General features: G+C 69.7%; 20 protein-coding genes. 12 read left to right on the forward strand and 8 right to left on the reverse strand.

Going from position 1 to position 22,892, the window contains the following annotated elements; translation table 11 throughout:
* Positions 1 to 2,950, reverse strand: a 2,950-nt coding sequence (locus ACZ6DL_RS12765) for a sensor histidine kinase (protein WP_466050767.1), incomplete at its 3' end; no start/stop codon positions are given.
* Between the two features lie 320 nt (positions 2,951 to 3,270).
* Between ACZ6DL_RS12765 and ACZ6DL_RS12770 the strand changes: the two genes are divergently transcribed.
* The 6 genes from ACZ6DL_RS12770 to ACZ6DL_RS12795 all read left to right on the forward strand — a co-directional run bounded on the left by ACZ6DL_RS12770 (position 3,271) and on the right by ACZ6DL_RS12795 (position 10,038).
* Complete coding sequence (locus ACZ6DL_RS12770) at positions 3,271 to 5,334, forward strand: AMP-binding protein (protein WP_466050769.1); 2,064 nt, start codon at positions 3,271 to 3,273, stop codon at positions 5,332 to 5,334.
* A 124-nt stretch (positions 5,335 to 5,458) separates the two neighbouring features.
* On the forward strand, positions 5,459 to 5,845 hold the full coding sequence (locus tag ACZ6DL_RS12775) for a hemophore-related protein (protein WP_062968882.1): 387 nt from the start codon (positions 5,459 to 5,461) through the stop codon (positions 5,843 to 5,845).
* 126 nt (positions 5,846 to 5,971) lie between these two features.
* Positions 5,972 to 6,676: a response regulator transcription factor gene (locus ACZ6DL_RS12780; protein WP_373283920.1), complete on the forward strand. Its 705-nt coding sequence runs from the start codon at positions 5,972 to 5,974 to the stop codon at positions 6,674 to 6,676.
* A complete protein-coding gene (locus tag ACZ6DL_RS12785) occupies positions 6,673 to 8,043 on the forward strand; it encodes a sensor histidine kinase (RefSeq protein WP_393233299.1) in 1,371 nt (456 codons plus the stop codon). The genes ACZ6DL_RS12780 and ACZ6DL_RS12785 overlap by 4 nt, the downstream gene beginning before the upstream one ends.
* Positions 8,044 to 8,389: 346 nt before the next feature.
* Positions 8,390 to 8,800 (forward strand): nuclear transport factor 2 family protein, encoded by a 411-nt coding sequence (locus ACZ6DL_RS12790; protein ID WP_466050771.1) that lies wholly within the window; start codon positions 8,390 to 8,392, stop codon positions 8,798 to 8,800.
* A gap of 68 nt (positions 8,801 to 8,868) precedes the next feature.
* Positions 8,869 to 10,038, forward strand: a complete 1,170-nt coding sequence (locus ACZ6DL_RS12795; RefSeq protein ID WP_466050773.1) for a YhgE/Pip domain-containing protein — start codon at positions 8,869 to 8,871, stop codon at positions 10,036 to 10,038.
* Between the two features lie 89 nt (positions 10,039 to 10,127).
* Here ACZ6DL_RS12795 and ACZ6DL_RS12800 read toward each other — a convergent pair whose 3' ends face one another.
* The 4 genes from ACZ6DL_RS12800 to pdxH form a co-directional block, all read right to left on the reverse strand.
* Positions 10,128 to 10,487 carry an FKBP-type peptidyl-prolyl cis-trans isomerase gene (locus tag ACZ6DL_RS12800; protein WP_466050775.1) on the reverse strand — a complete coding sequence of 120 codons (360 nt, stop codon included), beginning with the start codon at positions 10,485 to 10,487 and terminating at the stop codon, positions 10,128 to 10,130.
* Positions 10,488 to 10,524: 37 nt separating this feature from the next.
* The gene (locus ACZ6DL_RS12805) at positions 10,525 to 11,838 is read right to left on the reverse strand and encodes a citrate synthase (protein WP_084467116.1); all 1,314 of its coding nucleotides are present in this window, start codon (positions 11,836 to 11,838) and stop codon (positions 10,525 to 10,527) included.
* A gap of 181 nt (positions 11,839 to 12,019) precedes the next feature.
* Entirely contained in the window at positions 12,020 to 13,300 is a 1,281-nt protein-coding gene (locus tag ACZ6DL_RS12810) for an MFS transporter (protein WP_466050777.1), read from the reverse strand.
* Between the two features lie 68 nt (positions 13,301 to 13,368).
* Positions 13,369 to 14,061 carry a pyridoxamine 5'-phosphate oxidase gene (gene pdxH / locus ACZ6DL_RS12815; RefSeq protein WP_466050779.1) on the reverse strand — a complete coding sequence of 231 codons (693 nt, stop codon included), beginning with the start codon at positions 14,059 to 14,061 and terminating at the stop codon, positions 13,369 to 13,371.
* A gap of 121 nt (positions 14,062 to 14,182) precedes the next feature.
* On the opposite strand from pdxH, the gene ACZ6DL_RS12820 reads away from it, so the two are divergent.
* Together ACZ6DL_RS12820 and ACZ6DL_RS12825 are read left to right on the forward strand one after the other, a co-directional pair.
* Positions 14,183 to 15,331: a citrate synthase 2 gene (locus ACZ6DL_RS12820; protein WP_040870221.1), complete on the forward strand. Its 1,149-nt coding sequence runs from the start codon at positions 14,183 to 14,185 to the stop codon at positions 15,329 to 15,331.
* A gap of 108 nt (positions 15,332 to 15,439) precedes the next feature.
* Positions 15,440 to 16,312 (forward strand): polysaccharide deacetylase family protein, encoded by an 873-nt coding sequence (locus ACZ6DL_RS12825; RefSeq protein ID WP_466050781.1) that lies wholly within the window; start codon positions 15,440 to 15,442, stop codon positions 16,310 to 16,312.
* Between the two features lie 24 nt (positions 16,313 to 16,336).
* On the opposite strand, the gene ACZ6DL_RS12830 is transcribed toward ACZ6DL_RS12825, so the two are convergent.
* Positions 16,337 to 16,975: a hypothetical protein gene (locus tag ACZ6DL_RS12830; protein WP_466050783.1), complete on the reverse strand. Its 639-nt coding sequence runs from the start codon at positions 16,973 to 16,975 to the stop codon at positions 16,337 to 16,339.
* A 64-nt stretch (positions 16,976 to 17,039) separates the two neighbouring features.
* Here ACZ6DL_RS12830 and serC point away from each other — a divergent pair, with 64 nt between their 5' ends.
* The 3 genes from serC to ACZ6DL_RS12845 all read left to right on the forward strand — a co-directional run bounded on the left by serC (position 17,040) and on the right by ACZ6DL_RS12845 (position 20,457).
* Positions 17,040 to 18,164, forward strand: a complete 1,125-nt coding sequence (gene serC, locus ACZ6DL_RS12835) for a phosphoserine transaminase (protein ID WP_357038769.1) — start codon at positions 17,040 to 17,042, stop codon at positions 18,162 to 18,164.
* A gap of 210 nt (positions 18,165 to 18,374) precedes the next feature.
* Positions 18,375 to 19,421, forward strand: coding sequence for a septation protein SepH (sepH, locus tag ACZ6DL_RS12840; protein ID WP_466050785.1), 1,047 nt, complete (start codon positions 18,375 to 18,377; stop codon positions 19,419 to 19,421).
* Positions 19,422 to 19,713: 292 nt separating this feature from the next.
* The gene (locus ACZ6DL_RS12845) at positions 19,714 to 20,457 is read left to right on the forward strand and encodes a DUF6928 family protein (RefSeq protein WP_466050787.1); all 744 of its coding nucleotides are present in this window, start codon (positions 19,714 to 19,716) and stop codon (positions 20,455 to 20,457) included.
* On the opposite strand, the gene ACZ6DL_RS12850 is transcribed toward ACZ6DL_RS12845, so the two are convergent.
* Positions 20,454 to 20,744: a DUF2537 domain-containing protein gene (locus ACZ6DL_RS12850; protein WP_466050789.1), complete on the reverse strand. Its 291-nt coding sequence runs from the start codon at positions 20,742 to 20,744 to the stop codon at positions 20,454 to 20,456. The two genes, ACZ6DL_RS12845 and ACZ6DL_RS12850, sit on opposite strands and share 4 nt — an antisense overlap.
* On the reverse strand, positions 20,741 to 21,544 hold the full coding sequence (locus ACZ6DL_RS12855; RefSeq protein WP_466050791.1) for a TrmH family RNA methyltransferase: 804 nt from the start codon (positions 21,542 to 21,544) through the stop codon (positions 20,741 to 20,743). The genes ACZ6DL_RS12850 and ACZ6DL_RS12855 overlap by 4 nt, the downstream gene beginning before the upstream one ends.
* Positions 21,545 to 21,656: 112 nt before the next feature.
* Here ACZ6DL_RS12855 and ACZ6DL_RS12860 point away from each other — a divergent pair, with 112 nt between their 5' ends.
* Positions 21,657 to 22,859, forward strand: a complete 1,203-nt coding sequence (locus tag ACZ6DL_RS12860; protein ID WP_466050793.1) for a GNAT family N-acetyltransferase — start codon at positions 21,657 to 21,659, stop codon at positions 22,857 to 22,859.
* The last annotated feature ends 33 nt before the right edge of the window (positions 22,860 to 22,892 follow it).

Raw genomic sequence — 22,892 nt, forward strand, 5'->3', positions numbered from 1 at the left:
CACGCGACGGCAAGCCACCCAAGGCCGACTCACGCTGCGGCAAGCCACCGGAGGCCGACTCACGCGACGGCAAACCGGTCGAACCCGGCTCACGCGACGGCAAGCCACCCAAGGCCGACTCACGCTGCGGCAAGCCACCGGAGGCCGACTCACGCGACGGCAAACCGGTCGAACCCGGCTCACGCTGCGGCAAGCCACCCAAGGCCGACTCACGCTGCGGCAGACCACCGGAGGCCGAGTCACGCTGCGGCGCACCGTTCGAACCCGGTTGCCGCTGCGGTAGGCCGGTCGAACCCGGCTCGCGCTGCGGCAGACCGGTAGAACCCGGCTCACGCTGCGGAAGGCCACCGGCGGACTCACGCTGCGGCAGACCACCCAAACCGCTTTCCCGCGGCGGCAGACCACCCAGACCGGTCTCGCGCGGCGGCAGACCGCTCGCCGGGTCGCGCTGCGGCAGACCGCCGGAAGCGGCTTCGCGCTGCGGCAGGCCGCTGGACGCGTCCCGCTGCGGCACGCCGTTGGTGCCCGGCTGCCGCTGCGGCAGACCGGTGCTCGGCTGCGGCACACCATTGGCACCCGGCTGACGCAGGGGCAGTTCGCCCGAGTTCGGGTCACGCGGCGGCAGGCCCGAACCGGACTGCTCCGCGGGACCACCGGGCTGGCGCGGCGGCGGACCGCCAGGGGTGAGGTTGCGCTTGGGCAGGTTGGCCGCGGCCAGCTTGCCACGCTGCGGACCGCTCGGCGCCTGCTGTCCGGGCGCGGGCCGCAGGCTGGTCGCCGACTGCTGCGCCTCCGAGCGCATACCGCTCGACGACATCGCCGAACCCGGCTGCCGCTGCGGCAGTCCGCCGGGGCCGGTGGGGATCGGACCGCTGGGCGTGCCGGTGGGCTTGGCGCCGGCGACCGGAATCGGGCCGCTCACCCCGGGATCGACAGTGACCATGACATTGCCCCCAGGAGTCCGGGTGACGGCCCGCATCTGCATGGACGACGGACGCTGCGGCGCGGCGGCCTGCGGCGAGGGCTGCGGGGTGACGGGCTGCGGGGTGACGGCTTGCGCCGCGCTCGGCTTGCCCGCGACGATCAGTCCGACCGGCACGTGCACGGTCACCGTGACGCCGGGATCGCGCGCGGTGTCGAAGGTCGGGCGCAGACGCACGGTGAGACCGTGCCGCTCGGCGAGCCTGCCGACCACGAACAGACCCATGTGGCGGGCCGTGTCCGGCCCCGGCTCGGCGGTCTGCTCCAAGCGGTGGTTGATGTCGGCCATCTCGGCGGGCGGCATACCGATGCCGCGGTCGGCCACCTCGATGAGCAGGCCCTGATCGTGTGCCTGCGCGAAGGTGAACTTGACGTCGGTCTCCGGCGGCGAGGCGCGCAGCGCGTTGTCCAGCAGCTCGGCGAAGAGGTGCGCGAGGTCGGAGGCGGCGGGTTCCTTCAGCGAACCGCGCGGCGTGGCGCCGAGCTTCACGCGCTCGTAGTCCTCGACCTCGGAGATCGCGGCGCGCAGCACGTCGGCGATCTCGACCGGGGCGGACTTGGCGCGGCGCTGCCTGGTACCGGCCAGAATCAGCAGGTTGTCGCCGTTGCGGCGCATGCGGGCGGCGAGGTGGTCGAGCCGGAAGAGGTTTTCCAGCAGGCGCGGGTCCTTCTCGTCGTACTCCATCGCCTCGATGAGGGTGAGCTGATGGTCGACGAGCGACTTCGAGCGCCGCGCCAGGGTCTCGAACATGTCGTTGACCTGCGAACGCATCTTCGCCTGGTCACTCGCCAGGCGCAGCGCCTGGCCGTGGATGTCGTCGACCGCGCGGGCCAGCTGGCCGATCTCCTCGGTGCTGCGCACCGGCATCGGCTCCAGCGGCACCTCTTCCGGCGAGGCGCCGTTGCGGAGCTGGGCGACCTCGTGCGGCAGGTCGCTCTCGGCCACGCGCAGCGCGGCCAACCGCAGCCGGTGCAGCGGGACGATCATCGAGCGGGCCACGAAGACCGCGAGCAGGAGGGCGGCGAGGATGGTCGCGATGACGACCGCGGTATAGGTCCACGCGTCGCGCTGGGCGGTGGTCACCAGCGAGTTCATCGCGGAGTCGATGTCCTTGGTCGACTTGCCGACGACGTGCTCGTAGACCGCGAGACTGTCGGTCAGCGACTTCTTCAGATCACCGATCGGGAGCTGCCCCGCCTGCGCCTGCGGGCTGGTCAACAGCGCGACCCTGGTGTCGATGCCGGCACGCAGATCGGCGATCGAGGTGTCGCCATCCGGGAAGCGGTGCGCGACCACGTTGAGCAGCGCACGCTCCGTGCTGGACGCGATGAGGAAGCTTTGCACGCCGGCCTGCTGGTTGCGCAGCACCTCCGGGAAGGCCGCGACCACGCTGACCAGCGCGGCACGGGTGTTGAGCGAGTCGACCAGCCGCAGCTTGGCCGCGTCGACCCCACCGTCGCTGACCTGGCCGACCGTGGTTTCGACGATGTGCACGCTGTCGTTGCGGACGCGGTCGATCAACGCGACGGTATCCGAGGCCGGACCGGTGGTGGCGTTCTTACCCTGGGCACGAACGGCTTTTGCCTGGTTGAGCATGCTCTCCAACGACGCACGCGCACCAGGAACGCTGCTCAGCCGGTCGGCCGCCTTCTCCGCGTTGGCGATCGCCTTGTCCAGATCCGCCAGGTTCTGATCGGTCACGATGGACACGTTGGGCGCCAGCGTGACCATCTGCGAACTCGCGGTGGTCGCCGTCTGAGCGCTGAGCCCGGTGACCATCGGGATGGCCGCGACGTTCTCCGAGATGTCGGCGAGCCGGTTCGATTCCGCGAACTCCGAGGAGATCCTGGACACGCCGAGCCCGACCGCGACCGCCAGAGGCACGGCGAGCACCGCCGTCACCTTCCAGCGCAGGTCCCAGTTGCCCAGAGCCCAGCGGCTGCTGCCGGACCTAGCGGCGTCACGCATCTCCCACTCACTTTCCAAACTGGCCTCTACCACGCGCCATCAACCGAACCTCCACATTCGCGTGCTTGGCTCGACAGGTGGAGCTGGCCGAGAGCTGCGGCTGGCCGAGAAATTGCGTCTACGACGGCCCAAATAAGTGACATCAGATTCTAACGGATCAATAACTTCTTGGGTGACTGGGCGTGATGTCGCGATCATTGACCTGCCAGTTCCAGGCAAAACCAAAGGTAGCGGCACCCACCCGGGCGTCGCGTGAAGTCTGCCACAATCAACCAGATCTATCGAGGCGGGCATCGAGGCGAGGCTAGGGAGTCACGGGGTTGAACGTGCGGCACGAGTATCGACCGGCCTATCAGACCAGCTTGGTGGATCCCGCCGAGTTCTGGGCCGGCGCGGCCGAAGCGATCGACTGGGACGTGCCTCCGACGCAGATCGTCGATACCGGCGCCCGCCCGGTGGCCAGGTGGTTTTCCGGCGCTCGCCTCAACACCTCCTTCAACGCGCTCGACCGGCATGTGCACCCCACCGAGCCCGGCGCCCCCGATCTCGCCGATCAGCCCGCCCTGATCTACGACTCGGCCATGATCGGCGCCACGGTCGTCTACACCTACGCCGAGCTGCTCGACGAGGTGGCGCGGTTCGCCGGTGCGATGGCCCGGCTGGGCGTATCGGCGGGCGATCGGGTGGTGATCTACCTGCCGATGATCCCCGAGGCAGTGATCGCGATGCTGGCCTGCGCTCGCATCGGCGCGGTCCACTCGGTGGTGTTCGGCGGCTTCGCGGCCCCGGAACTGGCCGCCCGCATCGATGACGCGGAGCCGGTGCTGATCATCACAGCCTCCGGCGGCCTGGAACCGGGCAAGAAGATCGAATACCCGCCCATCGTGTTGCGGGCGCTGGATCTCGCCGAGACGACCGCGCCGCGCACGGTGATCGTCAAGCAGCGGCCGCAATTCGACACGATCCCTTTCCCCGCGCCGCAGCCCGCCACCGAGTACCTGCCGAGTTCGGCGCAGACCGTGGCCGCGCAGTGGCTGGACTGGGACGACGCGGTACGCGACGCGCCCGCGGCCGATCCGGTATCGGTCGCCGCCACCGATCCGCTCTACATCCTCTACACCTCCGGCACCACCGGTAAGCCGAAGGGCGTGGTCCGGGACAACGGCGGGCACGCGGTCGCCCTCGCCTGGTCGATGCGCAACGTCTACGACATCCACGCGGGCCAGGTGATGTGGGCCGCCTCCGACGTGGGCTGGGTGGTCGGTCACTCCTACATCGTCTACGCGCCGCTGCTGGTCGGAGCCACCACGCTGCTCTACGAAGGCAAGCCGGTCGGAACACCGGACGCGGGCGCGTACTGGGAGATGGTCGACAAGCACAAGGTCGAGGTGTTGTTCACCGCCCCGACCGCGCTGCGCGCCATCCGCAAGGCGGACCCCCGCGCCGAGCTGGCCCACCGCCACGACCTGTCCTCATTGCGCGCCCTGTTCTGCGCGGGCGAACGCCTGGATCCGGCCACCTACAGCTGGGCCGAGGAAACCCTGCTCGCGGGTCGCTCGGACTGCCCCGTCGTGGATCACTGGTGGCAGACCGAGACCGGCTGGCCGATCTGCGCGAACCCGCTCGGCCTGCAGCGCCTGCCGATCAAACCGGGCTCGGCCTCGGTACCGATACCCGGCTACCGACTACGCGTGCTCGACTCCTCCGGCAACGCGGTGGCGCCGAACACCGAGGGCAACATCGTCATCGGCCTGCCACTGCCGCCCGGCACGCTGACCGGACTCTGGCGCGACGACGCCCGCTACGAGCGCTCCTATCTCTCCGCCTATCCCGGTCACTACCTCACCGGCGACTCCGGCTACTTCGACGAGGACGGCTACCTGTACGTCCTCGGCCGCAGCGACGACGTGATCAACATGGCCGGGCACCGGCTCTCGGCGGGCAGCATCGAGGCGGCCATCGCGGGGCACGAGGCGGTCGCCGAATGCGCCGTGATCGGGCTGCCCGACGAACTCAAGGGTCACCGGCCGCTGGCCTACGTGGTGCTCAAGTCCGGTGTCGACATCGATCCGGACCGCCTGCGCGACGAGCTGATCGAGCGGGTGCGCACCCAGGTCGGCGCCATCGCCACGCTGCACGACGCCGTCATCGTGACGGCGCTGCCCAAGACCAGGTCGGGCAAGATCCTGCGTAAGACCATCCGGCAGATCACCTCCGGTGAGACGTTCGAAGTGCCCTCCACCATCGAGGACCCGGGCGTGCTCGCGGCGCTGGAGCAGCAGATCCGCGCGGCGCGTCCCGAGTGGCGGGACCCGGCGCAGGACAATAGCGAGAACACCGATGACGTGGTGGCGCCCGGCGTGGATCCGGTTGTGCCGTCCTAGGTTTCCATATCGCCGGTGCGACGTCCTCAGAGTTTCCTCAGAGGATGTTCAGATCGGCGCCAACAGTTCGAAATAGCCTCGAGACCGCCCCGAAACCAAATCGATGATCTGGAGGCAACACATCATGAAACGTTCCGTAGGCCGCCCCGCCGTCGCCGCTCTCGCCGCAGGTGGATTCGCCACGGTCACGTTGTTCCTGAGCCCCGCCATCGCAGGCGCGGGCCCGATGGAATACGCAGAGCCGCTGCTGACCTCGGACTGCTCGTTCGCCCAGGTCGACGCGGCGCTGCACGACAAGGCGCCGCAGCTGGCCGCGGTGCTCGACGCGAACCCGCGTCAGAAGGCCGAGTTGCAGCGCAGGTTCGACCAGCCGGTCGAGCAGCGCCGGGCCGAGTTGCGGCGGGCCATCGACGAGAACCCGGACGCGGTGCGCCAGGCGGAGAACGACCCGCGGACCGCGCAGTTGCGCGACACGATCCGGGTCGTGGCCGAGACCTGCCACAACTACTGATCCCGCGCGGACATGGACGACTCGCCGGGTTTGCTCCGGCACCCCGGCGGGTCGTGAACCCGTATCCCGCGTGCCCGACTCGCACAACGCGAGGTTTCACCGGAGCCGGGGAGCAGAATGGATGACGTGACCTCGACTCCGAATCCGACGGTCCTCGTTGTCGACGACGACGAGGACGTGCTCGCCTCGGTCGAGCGTGGGCTGCGGTTGTCCGGCTTCCAAGTCCTCGTGGCCAGGGACGGCGCGCAAGCGCTGCGCAGCGTGAACGAGAACGCGCCCGACGCCATCGTGCTGGACATGAACATGCCCGTGCTCGACGGCGCCGGGGTGGTCACCGCCTTGCGCGCGATGGGCAACGAGGTGCCGATCTGCGTGCTGAGCGCCCGTGCGTCGGTGGACGACCGCATCTCCGGACTGGAGTCCGGCGCCGATGATTACCTGGTCAAACCGTTCGTGCTGAGGGAGCTGGTGGTGCGGATCCGGGCGCTGCTGCGCAGACGGTCCGACGCGCCCGCTCCCACCACACCGGGCGCGGTCACCGTCGGCCCGCTCGAGGTGGACGTCGCGGGGTATCGCGCGCTGCTGCACGGCCGCGAGATCGAGCTCACCAAGCGGGAATTCGAGCTGTTGTCCACGCTGGCCAGGAACGTCGGCGTGGTGCTGAGCCGGGAGCGTCTGCTGGAACTGGTGTGGGGGTACGACTTCGCCGCCGACACGAACGTGGTGGACGTCTTCGTCGGCTACCTGCGCCGCAAACTCGAGGTGGACGGCACTCCCAGGCTGCTGCACACGATCCGCGGCGTCGGATTCGTGCTCCGAGCACCGAAATGACCGTGCCCGCCGCCGCACCGCCGGAAACCCGTCGGCGCCGGTCGTTTTCGCTGCGCACCCGGGTCGCGGGCGCGGCGGCCGCGGGCGCGATCATCATCGTGACCCTGATCAGCCTGATCAGCATTCGTGCCATCGAGCGCAACAACGTGCAGCAGTCCGACCAGCAGCTCGCCGTCGCGGCGCGGATCGTGCTGATCGAGCCGCAGCTCGCGGTCCGGTTCATCAGCCTGACCGGGCTGAACAACGACATGGCCGTGACCGTCCGGGACAACGGCGATGTCGTCGCGAGCACACCCACCGAACTGCCCTCGCAGCCGACCGGTTCCCGCACCGTCGCGGTGAGCGGCACGCCGTACCGGATCCTGACCACCACCGAGAATCAACCCGCGGGCCGGGTGGTCTCGCTCGGCATCCCCGCCGCGGGCGCCGCCGAGGCCACCGCCGAGCAGCAACGGTGGGTGCTCGGCGGCGCTCTGCTGGCCATCGCCGCCGCAGCGGGACTGGGCTGGTTGCTCGCGGGCGCGGCGGTGCGTCCGATCGTGCGGCTCACCCGGCAGGTGGGCGCGCGCAGCGCGTATCCCGATCCCCGCGATCCACAGGCGCGGGTGGAGGGCGCGGGCGTGCACGAGGCCGAGCAACTGGCCGACGCGGTGAACACCATGTTGCAGCGAGTGGATCAGGCGCATGCCCAGACCGCCGCGGCACTGGAGACCGCCCGCGATTTCGCTGCCGTGTCCGCCCACGAGCTGCGCACCCCGCTCACCGCGATGCGCACCGACCTCGAGGTGCTGCGCACCCTCGACCTGGACGAGGCGCAGCGGGCCGAGATCCTCGACGACCTGCAACGTAGCCAGGGCCGCGTGGAGACCACGCTCGCGGCGCTGGAGCGGCTGGCCACCGGCGACCTGACCAATGAGCGCGACCACGTGGCCACCGACGTCGGCGACCTGTGCGACCAGGCCGCACACGACGCCATGCGGCATTTCCCCGGCCTCACCGTGCGCATCGATTCCGACGCCGAACTCGTCACCCGCGGCCTGCCCGCCGGACTGCGGCTGGCGGTGGACAACGCCCTGGCCAACTCGGTCAAACACGGCGGAGCCACCGAGGCCCTGGTCTCCGCGCACCGCGGGCGGGGCGGTCACATCGTGATCTCGATCGATGACAACGGCCGCGGCATCCCGCCGGAGGAGCGCGAAGCCGTCTTCGACCGCTTCTTCCGCGGCAGCCAGGCGAGCAAGGGCGGCTCGGGCCTGGGCTTGGCACTGGTGGCCCAGCAGGCCCAATTGCACGGTGGCCGAGCGTATTTCGATGAAGGCACGCTCGGCGGAATCCGCTTGGTCCTGGATCTGCCCGGCTCCGTCTGATTTCCAGCGCCTGCGGCGCTGGGTGTTCACGGCCCCCTCATGGCTCGCGTCCGAGCGACCGCCGCTGGCGACTTCGTCGCGGACGCGGCGGCCACTCGGACGCGAGCCGGGCCGCGAACAGAACATGCTCGGTCTCGCTTCGCTCGAAACCGGGAGCTGGGCCCGTGTGGGTGCGTGACGAGTGAACGCGACACCGCGCGTGGACCTGCGAGTTCCTCCGCGCACCACGGCACCAGCCGGGGGTCGGCACCGTCGGTGCGGCAATCGCGAAGAGATCATTGGCGTAGCCAACCATTTACGGTATTGTTGGCTCTACCAACATTGGGACCTCCAACGAAAGGGCGTCATGTCCACCGATACTCTGCTCGCCGACCGCATCGAGATCGCCGACTTGTTCACTCGCTTCGCCCGGCTGCTCGACGAGAAGGGGTGGGAGGATGCCGGCACCGTCTTCACCGACGATGTGGAGGTCCATTCGCCGCGAATCCGAGTCCGCGGCATCGACAAGGTCGTGGAATTCATGCGGCAGTCCGAGGTGGAAGGCGAACTCACCCAGCACACGACCACCGACCTGCTGGTGCACGTCAACGGCGACGAGGCCGCTGCCTCGGCGAACTCGATCGTGTACTACTACCGCGACGGCCAACCACCTCACCAGACAGGCAGCCTCCGACAGGTGTGCACCGCGGTACGGACACCGGCGGGCTGGCGGCTGCGCGAGACACGGATCACGCTCGCCTGGATGCGCAAGGACTGATCGACCCTTACTCAACCCTCAGAGAAACGCCCAGGGGCGCGCCATAACTCGCGTCTAGGGTCTGCGGCGTGATCGAAAAACGGGCCCGCTGGGGCATTCTCGCCGTTGCGCTCCTCTCCGCCGGTGGCCTCGGCGCCGGAATCACCGCGTGTACCGGGAATGATCGGGGGCCGACGGGAATCGCTCTGGTCAACGCCGATACCGGGCCCACCGGTGCGCGCGTGGTCAAGGCGTTGCAGGACGCGGGTGGTTACGAATGGACCGCCGCCGCGCCGGGCGAGGCGAGCACCGGCGACTACGCCGCGGTCATCACGCTGCCCGCCGATCTCACGGAATCACTGGGCACCCTGGCCGGCCCCGAGCCGAAGCGGGCCGAGGTCACCGTGGATACCAACGAAGACGCCGACGCCGACCTGGTGCACGGCGCGGTGACCGAGGTGACGCATCGGATCGGGGCGGTGGGCGTCGACGCCGCCCTCACCGCCGTCACCCAGGCCAGGACCCAGCTGTCACAGGTGCGGTTCACCGCCCAGCTGCTCGACGCGGGCGTCGGCGCGGCCGCCGCGGGGGCCGACCAGTTCAGCGCAGGCGCCGACCAGCTGCTCGGCTTCCTCGAGTCAGCCAGATCGGGTTCGGCGCAGCTCACTTCGGCCATCGCGCTGCTGAATTCCACCGTCGACGGCGCCGCCGCGCAAGCCGACCGGCTCGCCGCCGCCCTCGATTCGACCGGCATCACGATCGCGCAGGTGGAACGCACGGCGAACACGGTGAGCGGCGGACTGGACCAGATCCTGCCGTTGTTGCGCGCCCTGCCGTTCGCGAACGATCCGGCGCTGGCCGACATCATCGGGAAATTGGACGCGCTGCGGAGCGTGTCCGCGCAGGCGGGCTCCCAGCTGACGGGCCTCGGTTCGCTCGTCGGCGGCGCGGTCGACCCGGATACCGATCTCGGTACTCTGCTTCGCACCGTCGTCGACCGCCTGACCGGTGCGAGCGCACAACTGTCGGAGGGCGCGAAGCTCGCCGAGGGCCTACCCCAGCTCGCCGAACAGGGCGGCGCCCAGCTTGTCGACGCAATCAGCCGGCTCACCGGCGGCGTGAACCAGTTGCAGAGCATCGTCCACAACCTCAACACCCAGACCGACAAGGCCGTAGCCGCCCTCCCCCAGCGCAGCAGCAGCCAGCAATCCGCACTGGCCGCCGCCCTCACCGACCCCGTCGAGATCGTCCGGCGATAGGCGGATACGAGGATGGCCCGTGTTCCTGAGCGGAACACGGGCCACACATCTCACAGTTCGCGGGCGGGCACCGGGCCCGCACCGCCGAATCAGTTGGCGTTCAGCAGGTCGATCACGAAGACCAAGGTCTTGCCGGACAAGCGGTGACCGGCTCCCGTCGGGCCGTAGGCCAGCTCCGGCGGGATGGTCAGCTGACGACGACCGCCGACCTTCATCCCGGGGATGCCGTCCTGCCAGCCCTGGATCAGGCCGCGCAGCGGGAAGGTGATGGACTCACCGCGGTTCCAGGAGGAGTCGAACTCTTCGCCGGATTCGAATTCGACGCCCACGTAGTGCACTTCCACGGTGCCACCGGGCACGGCTTCCTTGCCTTCACCCTCGATGATGTCCTTGATCACCAGCTCGGTGGGCGCGGGCCCTGCCTGGAACTCGATCTCCGGTTTGGTCATTCGGCTATCCCCTTCGATAGGTGATGGATGGATTTCGTCAACGATTGGTGATCTCGCGGTAGTCGCGGGCGCCGTAGCCGGTGTAGATCTGCCGCGGACGGCCGATCTTCAGCGGTTCGCTGTGCATCTCACGCCAGTGCGCGATCCAGCCGGGGAGCCGGCCCATGGCGAACAGCACGGTGAACATCCGCGTCGGGAAGCCCATCGCCTTGTAGATGACGCCGGTGTAGAAGTCGACGTTCGGGTACAGGCGGCGCTCGATGAAGTAGTCGTCGGTGAGCGCGGCCTCTTCCAGGGCCTGGGCGATGTCGAACAGCTCGTCGTGGCCGCCGAGCTTGCTCAGGATGGCGTCGGCGTGCTTCTTGGCGATCGAGGCGCGCGGGTCGTAGTTGCGGTAGACGCGGTGTCCGAAGCCCATGAGCTTCACCCCGTCTTCCTTGTTCTTGACCTTGCGGATGAACTCCTTGACGTCGCTGCCGCTTGCCTTGATGCTGTCGAGCATCTCCAGCACGGCCTGGTTCGCGCCACCGTGCAGCGGACCCCACAGCGCGTTGATGCCGCCGGACACCGAGGTGAACAGGTTCGCGTCGGACGAGCCGACCAGGCGCACGGTCGAGGTGGAGCAGTTCTGCTCGTGGTCGGCGTGCAGGATGAGCAGCATGTCCAGCGCCGCGGCGACCTCGGGGTCCACCTCGTAGGGCTCGGCCGGGAAGCCGAAGGTCATCCGCAGGAAGTTCTCCACCAGGCTCAGCGAGTTGTCCGGGTAGAGGAAGGGCTGGCCCACGGACTTCTTGTAGGAGTAGGCCGCGATGGTGGGCAGCTTGGCCAGCAGCCGGATGGTGGACAGCTCGACCTGTTCGGGGTCGCGCGGGTCCAGCGAGTCCTGGTAGTAGGCCGACAGCGCGTTCACCGCCGAGGACAGCACCGGCATCGGGTGCGCGTTGCGCGGGAAGCCGTCGAAGAACCGCTTCAGGTCCTCGTGCAGCAGGGTGTGCCTGCGGATGCGGTCGGTGAAGTCCTCGAGCTGGGCCTGGGTGGGCAGCTCGCCGTAGATCAGCAGGTAGCTGACCTCGATGAAGGTCGAGGCCCCCGCGAGCTGGTCGATCGGGTAGCCGCGGTAGCGCAGGATGCCCGCCTCACCGTCGATGTAGGTGATCGCCGACTTGGTCGGGGCGGTGTTCATGAAACCCGGGTCGTATGTCACGTACCCGGTGCTGGCCAGCAGCTTTCCCAGCTCGATCCCGTCGTTGCCCTCGGCGGCCCTGGTGACCGTCATCGGGAACTCGCCGCCGGGGTAGGAAAGGACCGGCTTGGCGTCGTCGTCGACGTTGATGATGTTCTCAGCGGGCACGGAAGGATCCCTCTCAGGCTAGAACCACAGGCACCGGCGCGGTCGGCGCACGATGCGCTTGCCTCAACGCTAGCCGTTCACCGACGCGGACAATACCGGAGGGTAGTCCTGCGGCGGCTCACAAACACATCCCGGCGCGGTGAGGTCCCGCAGGCACGGAGCGGAGCGGTCGCGGTGCACGTCACACGGCGATTTCGGCATGAGCGCGCCCGACACGGTAACGCGTGAAAGCCGGAAACGCGACCGCCGCGAGCACCACTCCCACCACCACGAGCGCGCCTCCACCGGCGGCGGCCACAGCGGTACCCAGGCTCGCCGCCGCGAAACCGTGGGCAACATCACCGACGCGCGGCCCACCCGCGACGACCACGGTGAACACCCCCTGCAACCGCCCGCGCAGATCGTCGGTGGCCACCGTCTGCAGCATCGTGACCCGCAGCGCGGCCGAGACCATGTCGACCGCGCCACCGAAGGCCGAGCAGGCCAGCGCTATCCACAAGCCCGCGCCGAGGGCGAGGCCGTGGCCGGTGCATCCGACGGCGAGGCCGAAGCCGACCATGGCCAGCCCCCACAGCGCGATGCACACCAGCACGGCGAGGCCCTGCCTGCGGATACGCGGGATCCAGCCGGAGAACACCCCGCCCAGCACCGCGCCCGCCGACATCGAGGCGAACAGCAGGCCGAGCGCGACACCCCCGGTCGCGGGGTCGCCGAAGGTCTCGTGCGCGATCTGCGGGAACAGCGCACGCGGCATGCCGAACACCATGGCGATCACGTCCACCGCGAACGACGCGAGCAGCACCCGCTGCGTGGCGAGGTAGCCGAAACCGTCGAGCACCGTGCGGAATCCGGCGCGGCGCGCCGTTCCGGTCGGCGGCAGCGCGGGCAGCCGCCACACCGCCCACAGGGTGGCCAGCAGCGCGACGGCGTCGATCAGGTAGAGCGTGGCGAGGCCGACCGCGGGGATGAGCGCACCGGCCAGCACCGGCCCGGCGATGGCGCCGAACTGCATCACCGTCATGTTCAGCGAATTCGCGGCGGCCAGTTGGTCTTCCGGCAGCAGGCGGGGAATGGTGGCGCTGCGGGTGGGCTGGTTAACCGCGAAGAACGCCTGTTGCACGGCGAACAGGCCGAGCACGAGCCACACGTTCTGCACCCCGGCCGCCGCTTGCAGCCAGAAGGCCAGCGCCGTGAGCCCGGTGCCCGAATTCGTGATCAGCAGGAGTCTGCGCCGGTCCAGTACGTCGGCGAGGGCGCCGCCCCACAGGCCGAACACGATCAGCGGCACCAAGCCGAACAGCCCGGCCAGTCCGACGTAGCCGGAACTGCCGGTGATCTGGAAAATCTGCTGCGGCACCGCGACCACCGACAGCTGCGCGCCGATCATGGTGACGATGCCCGAACTCCACAGGCGTCGGTAGTCCGGATTTCGCAGCGGAGTGATGTCGGCGAGCAGTTTCACCGCCGCAGCGTACGCAGTCGTCGCGACCGGTTCGACGCGAGAATTGTCACGGGCTCGCTGGGAATACGTCAGGGTTGCAAGCGCTCGACCGCGGTCGTCCCGTCCTCGATCCGCACCCGGATGCGGTTGTGCAGCCTGCCGCGCCGCCCTTGCCAGAACTCGACCTCGTCGGGACGCACCAGGAAGCCGCCCCAGTGCGGCGGTACGGGGATCTCGTCGACATCGGCGAACCGCGCCGTCGCCTCGGCCAGTGTGCGATCCAGTTCGGCCCGCGAGCCGATCGGCTGGGACTGGCGCGACGCCCAGGCGCCCAGTTGCGAGTCCCGCGGCCTGGAACGCCAATATGCCGCCGTCGTCTCGGCGGGGACCCGCTCGACCGCGCCGCGCAGATGCACCTGCCTGCCCAGCGCGGGCCAGACGAAAGTGATCGCGGCGTATGGCACGGCGGTCAGCTGAGCGCCCTTGGCGGAGTCGTAATTGGTGTAGAAGATCACACCCTCCGGCGAGAGCCCTTTACACAGCACGGTCCGCGCGACCGGCCGGGGTGTGCCGTCGGCCACCGACACCGTGGCCAGCACCATGGCGTTGGGTTCGGCGATGCCCACCGCGGTGGCCTGTTCGATCCAATGCCGCAGCAGCGGCTCCCAGCCACCGGCGAGCCAGGTCTCGTCCAGGTCGACGTCGTCGTTGCCGCCGTGCGGAAGGCCGCCGTAGTCGACCCGCATGGCCGCCAGATCCGATGAAGTGTCCAGGTCACGCATGGGCCAGACGTTACTCCCCGGTAGCAGCGAGCTAAGGTTTTGATGATCGGCATGTGCTCGTCAAATCCGACATCTTCCCATCGGCGAGAACGTGTGAACCAAGTGCAAGGAGAGTCGCGACATGACTACCAGCCCCGCGGTTTCCGGTGGGCAGGCCACCGTCCCCAGTGATTTCGTCAGCGGCCTCGAGGGCGTGGTGGCGTTCACCACCGATATCGCCGAACCCGACAAGGACGGCGGCGCGCTGCGCTACCGCGGCGTCGACATCGAGGACCTGGTCGAAGGCCGGGTGACCTTCGGTGACGTGTGGGCGCTGCTGGTCGACGGATCGTTCGGGCGCGGCCTGCCGCCCGCCGAACCCTTCCCACTCCCGGTGCACACCGGCGACGTGCGCGTCGACGTGCAGGCGGGGCTGGCCATGCTCGCGCCGATCTGGGGCTACCAGCCCCTGCTTGACATCGACGACGAGACCGCCCGCGAGAACCTCGCCCGGGCCTCGGTCATGGCGCTGTCCTACGTCGCGCAGTCCGCGCGCGGCATCTACCAGCCCGCGGTCCCGCAGAAGAAGATCGATGAGTGCACCACGGTCACCGAGCGCTTCATGACCCGCTGGAAGGGTGACCCCGACCCGCGCCACACCGAGGCCATCGACGCCTACTGGGTCTCCGCCGCCGAGCACGGCATGAACGCCTCCACCTTCACCTCCCGGGTGATCGCCTCGACCGGCGCCGACGTCGCGGCCGCGCTGTCCGGCGCGATCGGCGCCATGTCCGGTCCGCTGCACGGCGGCGCGCCCGCGCGCGTGCTGCCGATGATCGAGGAGGTCGAGCGGACCGGCGACGCGCGAGCCCTGGTCAAGGGCATCCTGGACCGCAAGGAGAAGCTGATGGGCTTCGGTCACCGGGTCTACCGGGCCGAGGACCCGCGCGCTCGCGTCCTGCGCGCCACCGCGAAGCGGCTGGCCGCGCCGCGCTACGAGGTCGCCGCCGCGCTCGAGCAGGCCGCCTTGGCGGAGCTGCGCGAGCGTCGTCCGGACCGCGCCATCGAGACCAACGTGGAGTTCTGGGCCGCGGTGATCCTGGACTTCGCCGAGGTGCCCGCGCACATGATGCCCGCCATGTTCACCTGCGGCCGCACCGCGGGCTGGTGCGCGCACATCCTGGAGCAGAAGCAGCTGGGCAAGCTGGTGCGCCCGGCTGCCATCTACACCGGCCCTGGCCCCCGCAAGCCCGAAGAGGTCGCGGGCTGGGCGACGATCGCGCACACGTAGCCGAAGTCCGGAAACGCACGGCCGCGAGCCGGGCGTGACCGCGGAAGACGTTGTGCCGCTGTCACGTCCGGCTCACGTGGCATCCGGGGGAGCCAGAGGACCAGAGGGATGCAGGACAAAGGAATATCGAGGCGGGGGATGCTCGGCGTCGGCGCCGCGCTGGCCGCAGTATTCGCCGCCACTGGGTGCGGCGCCCCGCAGAACACGTCTTACGCGCAGGCGCGCGTGTCGGTCGTGCCGAGCGCCGCCGCGGGGGTGCGGGCCGCTCCGGTCTCGGCAGCTCCGGCAGCCGGACCGGCTGCCACCGTCGCCGCCCGATACGCCGGTATCCGGCCCCAGCGGTGGGGCATCGATATGGCCGGAATCACAAGCACTTTCCCGGCCGTCGGCAAACAGATGGCGCTCACGTTCGACGCCTGCGGCGGCCCAGGCAACAACGACATCGATGAGTCGCTGGTGAACTTCCTGATCACCGAGCGGATTCCCGCGACGCTGTTCCTCAACAAGCGCTGGATCGATGCCAACCGTGCGCGTGCCGCGCAGTTGGCGGCGAATTCGCTGTTCGAACTCGCCAATCACGGCGTCGCGCACAAACCGCTCTCGGTGAACGGCCGCGAAGCCTATGGCATCGCGGGGACCGGGTCGGCGCGGGAGGCCGCCGACGAAGTGTGGGCCAACCACGAGTTGCTGACCGCGCTGACCGGCGCGCCGCCGCGATTCTTCCGCGCGGGCACCGCGCATTACGACGATGTCGCGGTGTCCATCGTCAACGAATTGGGCGAAACTCCGGTCGGTTTCGGTATCAACGCCGATTTCGGCGCGACCGCGCCGGCCGTCGAAGTGCAAGCGGCGATGAATGCCGCCGCCCCGGGCGCTATTGCGCTGGCCCATATGCACCGGCCGCATTCGGGAACCGCGGCGGGCATGGCCGCGGCGCTGCCGAAGATCCGCGCGATGGGTTTCACCTTCGTGCATCTATAGCCGCTCGGCCGATTCGCCCGCGGTTCACTCCTCGAGCGACGCGGTCCAGTCGACGGCGACCGTCTCGCCGTGGTCGACCTCGAAGAAGGCGACCTCCAGATGCTGGCCGAGGTCGACCAGACGGATGGCGTGCAACGGTACCGGCTGGACCAGCCGCACCCGCCACGGTTTGGCCTCGTCCCAGGCGCGCAGTTCGAGGTCCAGACGCAGCACCGGGTCGTCGCGACCGGAGTAGTCGGCCGCGACCGGCGCGGCGGCGAGCACGGTGGCGTCGGCGCGGCGGCCGTCGGCGAGGATCTTCGCGATGCCGGCACGGCCGGATTCCTCCAGGTCGGGCACGTACAACACGAGGCGATCACGGTCGCGCGGGTCGACCCGGCAGCACACGACGTCGCCCGCCCGCATCCATTCCAGATCAGCGTCGGCCACCCGTTGCCGCACCCTGCTGTCGTAGGGGAACTCCCCCGCCAGCTGCACCCGCACCCAGAACACGTGCCCTGGCTCGGTGCGCCGCGGACGCACGCCGAGGATCGTCGCGGTCCCCGACTCACCCCGGATCAGCAACTCCCGCCGCATCGCGTCCGAGACCGTCGCACCGCGCAGCCGGAAATTCCGTGCCCGCTCGCGCAGTCGCCACCCCGAGTTAGCTGACGCCATGCTCATGGGCGCTTACGTTAGCCGGAGTGTGGGCGTCGCCACAGCGATACCACCGACTACCCTGTTCGCCATGACCTCTGCGTTTCCGACCATTCCCGACGATCTCAAGCCCGCCGACGGACGGTTCGGTTGCGGCCCCTCCAAGGTGCGTCCGGAGCAGCTGCAGTCGCTGGTGAACGTCGGCGCCTCGGTGTTCGGAACCTCGCATCGGCAGAAACCGGTCAAGGACGTTGTGGCGCGCGTGCGCTCCGGCTTGCGCGAGCTGTTCGGCCTGCCGGACGGCTACGAGGTCGTGCTCGGCAACGGCGGCACCACCGCGTTCTGGGACGCCGCCGCGTTCGGTCTGGTCCGGGAGCGTTCCCTGCACCTGACCAACGGTGAGTTCAGCTCGAAATTCGCCGCGGTGACCAAGGGCAACCCGTTCATCGGCGATCCGATCGTGGTCTCGTCCGAGCCTGGCAGTGCGCCGGAGCCGGTGTCGGACCCGTCGGCGGACCTGATCGGCTGGGCGCACAACGAGACCTCGACCGGTGTCTCCATCCCGGTCCGGCGTCCGGCGGGCTCGGACCACGCGCTCATCGCCATCGACGCCACCTCCGGCGCGGGCGGCCTCCCGGTGACCATCACCGACGCCGACGTCTACTACTTCGCCCCGCAGAAGTGCTTCGCCTCCGACGGTGGCCTGTGGGTCGCGCTGATGAGCCCGGCCGCGCTGGCCCGGGTGGAGGAGATCAAGGCGTCGGGCCGCTGGACGCCCGATTTCCTGTCGCTGCCGATCGCGATCGACAACAGCACCAAGGACCAGACCTACAACACCCCCGCGCTGGGCACCCTGCTGCTGTTCGCCGATCAGATCGAATGGCTCAACGGCAACGGCGGCCTGGACTGGGCGGTCAAGCGCACGCTGGACTCGTCGTCGCGGCTGTACTCCTGGGCCGAGTCGAGCGAGTACGCCACTCCGTACGTCACCGACCCGGCGCACCGCTCGCAGGTGGTTGGCACCATCGATTTCGCCGATTCGGTCGACGCGGCCGCGGTGGCGAAGATTCTGCGCGCCAACGGCATCGTGGACACCGAGCCGTACCGCAAACTGGGCCGCAACCAGCTGCGCATCGGCATGTTCCCGGCGATCGATCCGGACGACGTCAGCCAGCTGACCCGCGCCATCGACTGGGTCGTGCAGAATCTCGGCTGAGCGCCGCGTATTTGGACCCGACGGCCGCAACACGCCCGGGATCGACACGCCGCAGAATTAGGCGCAGCGGAGCAAACAGAGCAGATTAGCGGGGCGCGGACGTCTCTCCGGAGATTTCCGTGCCGCGTGTCCTGCCCCATGAATCTCAGATGTGCACTACTGTTTCGGAAAGTGGGCGGTGTCGCGAGTCGACGCGATAAGGAGGTAACGGTGCGTGAACTTCGAGTGATCGGGGTGACGCCCGACTCCACGCACATCGTGTGTATCGACACCGAGTCCGGTCAGAAGTTCCGGCTGCCCGCCGACGACAAACTGCGAGCCGCCGCGCGCGGAGACCTTGCCCGATTCGGCCAGATTGAGATCGAAATGGAAGCAACTATGCGTCCCCGCGATATCCAGGCCCGTATTCGCGCAGGGGCCTCCGTAGAACAGGTCACCGAAGAATCCGGAATGCCGGCCAGTCGCGTCGAGCGATTCGCCTATCCGGTCCTGCTGGAGCGAGCCCGCGCCGCCGAACTCGCCCAGAAGGCGCACCCGGTCCGCCCCGACGGTCCCGCCGTGGACACCCTCATCGATGTGGTCACCGCCGCGTTCACCGCGCGCGGACACAACATCGAGGGCGCCGAATGGGACGCCTGGAAGGACGAGAAGGGCTACTGGGTCGCCCAGTTGCAGTGGCAGAACGGGCGTTCCGAGATCGCCGCGCATTGGCGTTACCAGCCGGACGCGCACGGCGGCTCGGTCTCACCGCTCGACGATCCGGCTTCCGATCTGATCGATCCGGATTTCGGGCGCGCGCTGCGCGGGCTGGCGACGATCGTGCCTCCCGAACCCGAATCGGCCCCGCCGCAGCCGGAACCGGTGGTCGAACCGCGCCCCGCCCCCGCCCCCGCCCCGGCTGCGCCGCCCACGCGGACGGCGAGCAGGCAGAGTCAGCCAACGCTGGATGAATACTACGAACAGCGAGCCGTCGCGGCCGGCGGCAGCGCCGCCGCGATCCCGGCGGCCACCAGCGCCACGCCCGCCGCGGCCGGTACCGCGACCCCCGCGGCTGCCGGTAACGCGGTGCCCGCCAACGGCGCCGCGACCACCGCGACCGCCACGGCGGAGCCCACCGCGCCCGCGCCCGCCGCCACCGAGGAGCCCGCGAAGCCCGCGGCCAAGGCTCCGGCGAAGCCGAGTCGTGCCAAGCGCGGCAAGGCTCCGATGCCGTCCTGGGAGGATGTGCTGCTCGGGGTGCGCAGCTCGGGTCACTGAGCCCTTCCCCGCCACACCCGGTCTCGCGGGTGGTACCGATCCCGGCCGCGCGAGCACGTTCGAGTGCCGGATATTTCCGTGAAGCGCCCCTGCGCTCGCGAAAACTGTGATCACGAACCGATGTTCGCGGTGCGAAGCCGCACCGCGACCGGTGCGGGGCGAGTAAATTTTCGGTGTGGTCGACGACGTGCGTCGGCGCCGGACGGGTCACCGCAGCGGTACGCCGTCGGCGCCACCGGGCGTTGCTCGAAGTTCGCGGAGTTGATTCGTGCGACTATCGGGAGGTGCCGGAATGCTATCCAAGGCTTGGTCGCTCTGGTACGTCGACGCACCCGATCCGCGTACGGTACTGCGCGCGAACCACAATCCGGATCCCTCGGCCGCACTGGCACTGGCGAAGCAACTGCATGAGGACCGCGATGTGCGGCCGGTCATGGTCGGCACACTCGCGGGTTGCGCGGGCCCGGCCGCCGATGAGGTGTGCATCGGCTGCTTTCCCGGCGTGACGGTGCTGTGCTCGGCCCAGTCCGCGCGCATCCACCCGACCGAGATCCCGGAGTTGCTGGTGCGGCCGCTTGCCTCGGAGCACACCTACTTGGTTTCGTTCGACGTCGAGCACGGCTGGGGCGCGTTCGCCCACTGGGAGCGCGGCGAATTCCGCAGGTCGTTCAGCTCGACCCGGGTGCGCATCCTGGAGGACGAGGGTCTTCCGCTGGTGTGGGAGCGGCCGTACTGGGCAGGCGAGCATCCGGTGCGCCGGCGCGCGGGCGAACCGCCCGACCCCCATTCGCTGCCGTTCGATCCGCCGGACTTCGCCGACGCGGCCAACGACGAATGGCTCGGTTTCCACTACCGCGAGCCGGCCGCGCCCGGCGTTCTCGCGCCGGGCGACATCCCCGTCTGCAAGTTCGCGCTGCACCCCAAGGGCACGATGCCCGATTCGCCGGCGCACAGCGCGGCCGATGGCGGGGCGCACAACCCCGCGCGCAGGCGCGGCCTGTTCGGCTGGCTGCGCGGTCACGACCCCGTCGGCTAGCCGCCGAGCAGCAGCACGATCCATCCGAGCAGCACACCCGCCGCACCGCCGCCGATCACCCACCGCGTCACCGGAGCGAAACGCCAGCGCCAAGCGGTGGGCGCGGCGCCGCCGACCGCGACCAGATTCACCGCCACCGCGAGCAACGGGTGCACTTCGGCCAGCGCGGCCCCGAACGAATACACCGCGACCGCGGCCAGCAGCGCCACCATCACCGCCACGGTCAGCCCCGCACCCCAGGGCGTCGGGTCCTGGTAGGACTGATACGGGCGATACGGTCCGGTCACGCCGTTCTCGCCCGCTCGTAGAACGCCATCGCGGCCGCCGTCGCGACATTGAGCGAATCGGTGCCGGGCGTCATGGGAATGCGCGCGCGGACGTCGGTGGCCCGCATGGCCTCCTCGGTCAGTCCCGGCCCTTCGGCCCCGAGCAACAACGCCACCCGCTCCCCCGTCATCGCCGCCGCCAGATTCGCCGCCGCCGGATCGGGAGTGAGGGCGATGATCTGGAATCCGTTGCGCCGCAGTATATCCAGCCCGGCGGGCCACTGCGGCACAGACGCGAACGGCACCCGCAGCACATGCCCCATCGATACCCGCACGGAGCGGCGGTACAACGGGTCGGCACAGCGGTCGCCGAACAGGATCGCGTCGGCTCCCAGTCCGGCCGCGTTGCGGAACATGGCGCCGAGATTCTCGTGGTCGTTGACGCCCTCGAGCACCGCGACGGTGCGCGCCTTCTCGAGCACCTCGTCCATGCCGAGCTCGGTGGGGCGGCGGGCGACGGCCAGCACGCCGCGGTTGAGGTGGAACCCGACCACCTCGGCCATCACCTCGGCCGTCGCGCGGTAGTACGGCACGTCGACGGCCGCCAGATCGTCGGCGAGTTCGGCTCGCCTGCGCTCCACGCCGAGCAGCGCGGTGGGCGCGAAGCGCGAATCGAGCATCCGCTGGACCACCACGACGCCCTCGGCGATCACCAGCCCCTTGCGCCCGGGCAGATCGGGCCTGCGGTCGACCGACTTGAGATCACGGAAGTCGTCGACCCTGGGGTCCGCGGGGTCATCGATATCGATCACTTCGGCCACCACTCCATCCTGCCGGGCGGTCGCGGCACAGGCCGAATCGGTGTTCGCCCGGCGGTCGCGAGCCACGGATAATCCGGTGCGTGCGGGTGCGCGAACGTGGGATCGTCGAGGCATGACCTCCTCGGGAATCACGGTTCGGTCGGCCACCGCGGACGACGCGCCCGCGATCACGACGCTGGTCGAGACCTCCTTCGGCACCCGCTACGACCCGGCCGAGATGCGGGGGACACCGCTGCTGTTCCCGTTGGAGAACTCGATCGTGGCGGTCGAGGGAGGGGAGGTCGTCGGGAACACGCAGTCCACCACCATGACGGTGACGGTGCCCGGCGAGCGGACCGTACGGGTGTGCGGCATCTCGGGCGTCGGCGTGGCGCCGACGCACCGGCGGCGCGGCATCCTGCGCGCCATGTACACCGAGCAGCACCGGCGCGTCGAAGCGGCAGGCCTGCCACTGACCATGTTCACGGCGAGCGAAGGCGGCATCTACGGCCGGTTCGGCTACGGCACCGCGACGCGGGAGAACGCGGTCGGCATCGATCGCCGGTTCGCGGCGTTCCTTCCGTCGACGCCCGATCCCGGCGGTGTCACGCTGCGGCCGCCGGCCGACCTGCGCGCGGCCGCGGAAGCGATCTACGACCGCTGGCGCGGACTGGTGCCCGGCGCACAGATACGCCCGGCGGCGGCCTGGGACATCGTGTTCGACGATCCCGAGCGTTACCGCGAGGGCGGCAGCACGCTGTTCGGACTCCTGCACGCCGACGGCTACGCGCTCTACCGGTACCACGCGGACGGGAGGGCGCGGACGGTGGAAGTCGTCGAACTGCGGACGGTCACCGCCGAAGCGCACGCGGCTCTGTGGCGGGCCCTGCTCGGCCTCGATCTGGTACGGCGGGTGGATGCCGTGCTCACCGACCACGACCCGCTGCCCTATCTGCTGACCGATCCACGGCTGGTGCGCACCACCGCCCGCTACGACGGACTGTGGCTTCGCCTGATGGACGTCCCGGCGGCGTTGACGGCGCGCGGCTACGCCGACGACCTGGATGTGACGCTCGCGGTAACCGACCCGTTCCGGAACGCGGGCGGCACGTTCGCGCTGCGCGTGCGGAACGGGCAGGCGGAATGCGAACCGACCGATCGCGCGGCCGATCTCGAACTCGGCATCGACGTGCTCGGCAGCATGTATCTGGGCGCGTATCCCGCGCGGGTGTTCGCGGCGGCGAACCGGTTGCGGGCCAAGGATTCCGCCCACATCCGCGCACTCGACGACGCTTTCCGCGCGGAACGCGACGCGATGCTCGGCTGGTTCTTCTGACGACGCGCACCGCACGGGCGCCGCAGGCTGGCA

Source organism: Nocardia sp. NPDC041819 (assembly GCF_055590505.1).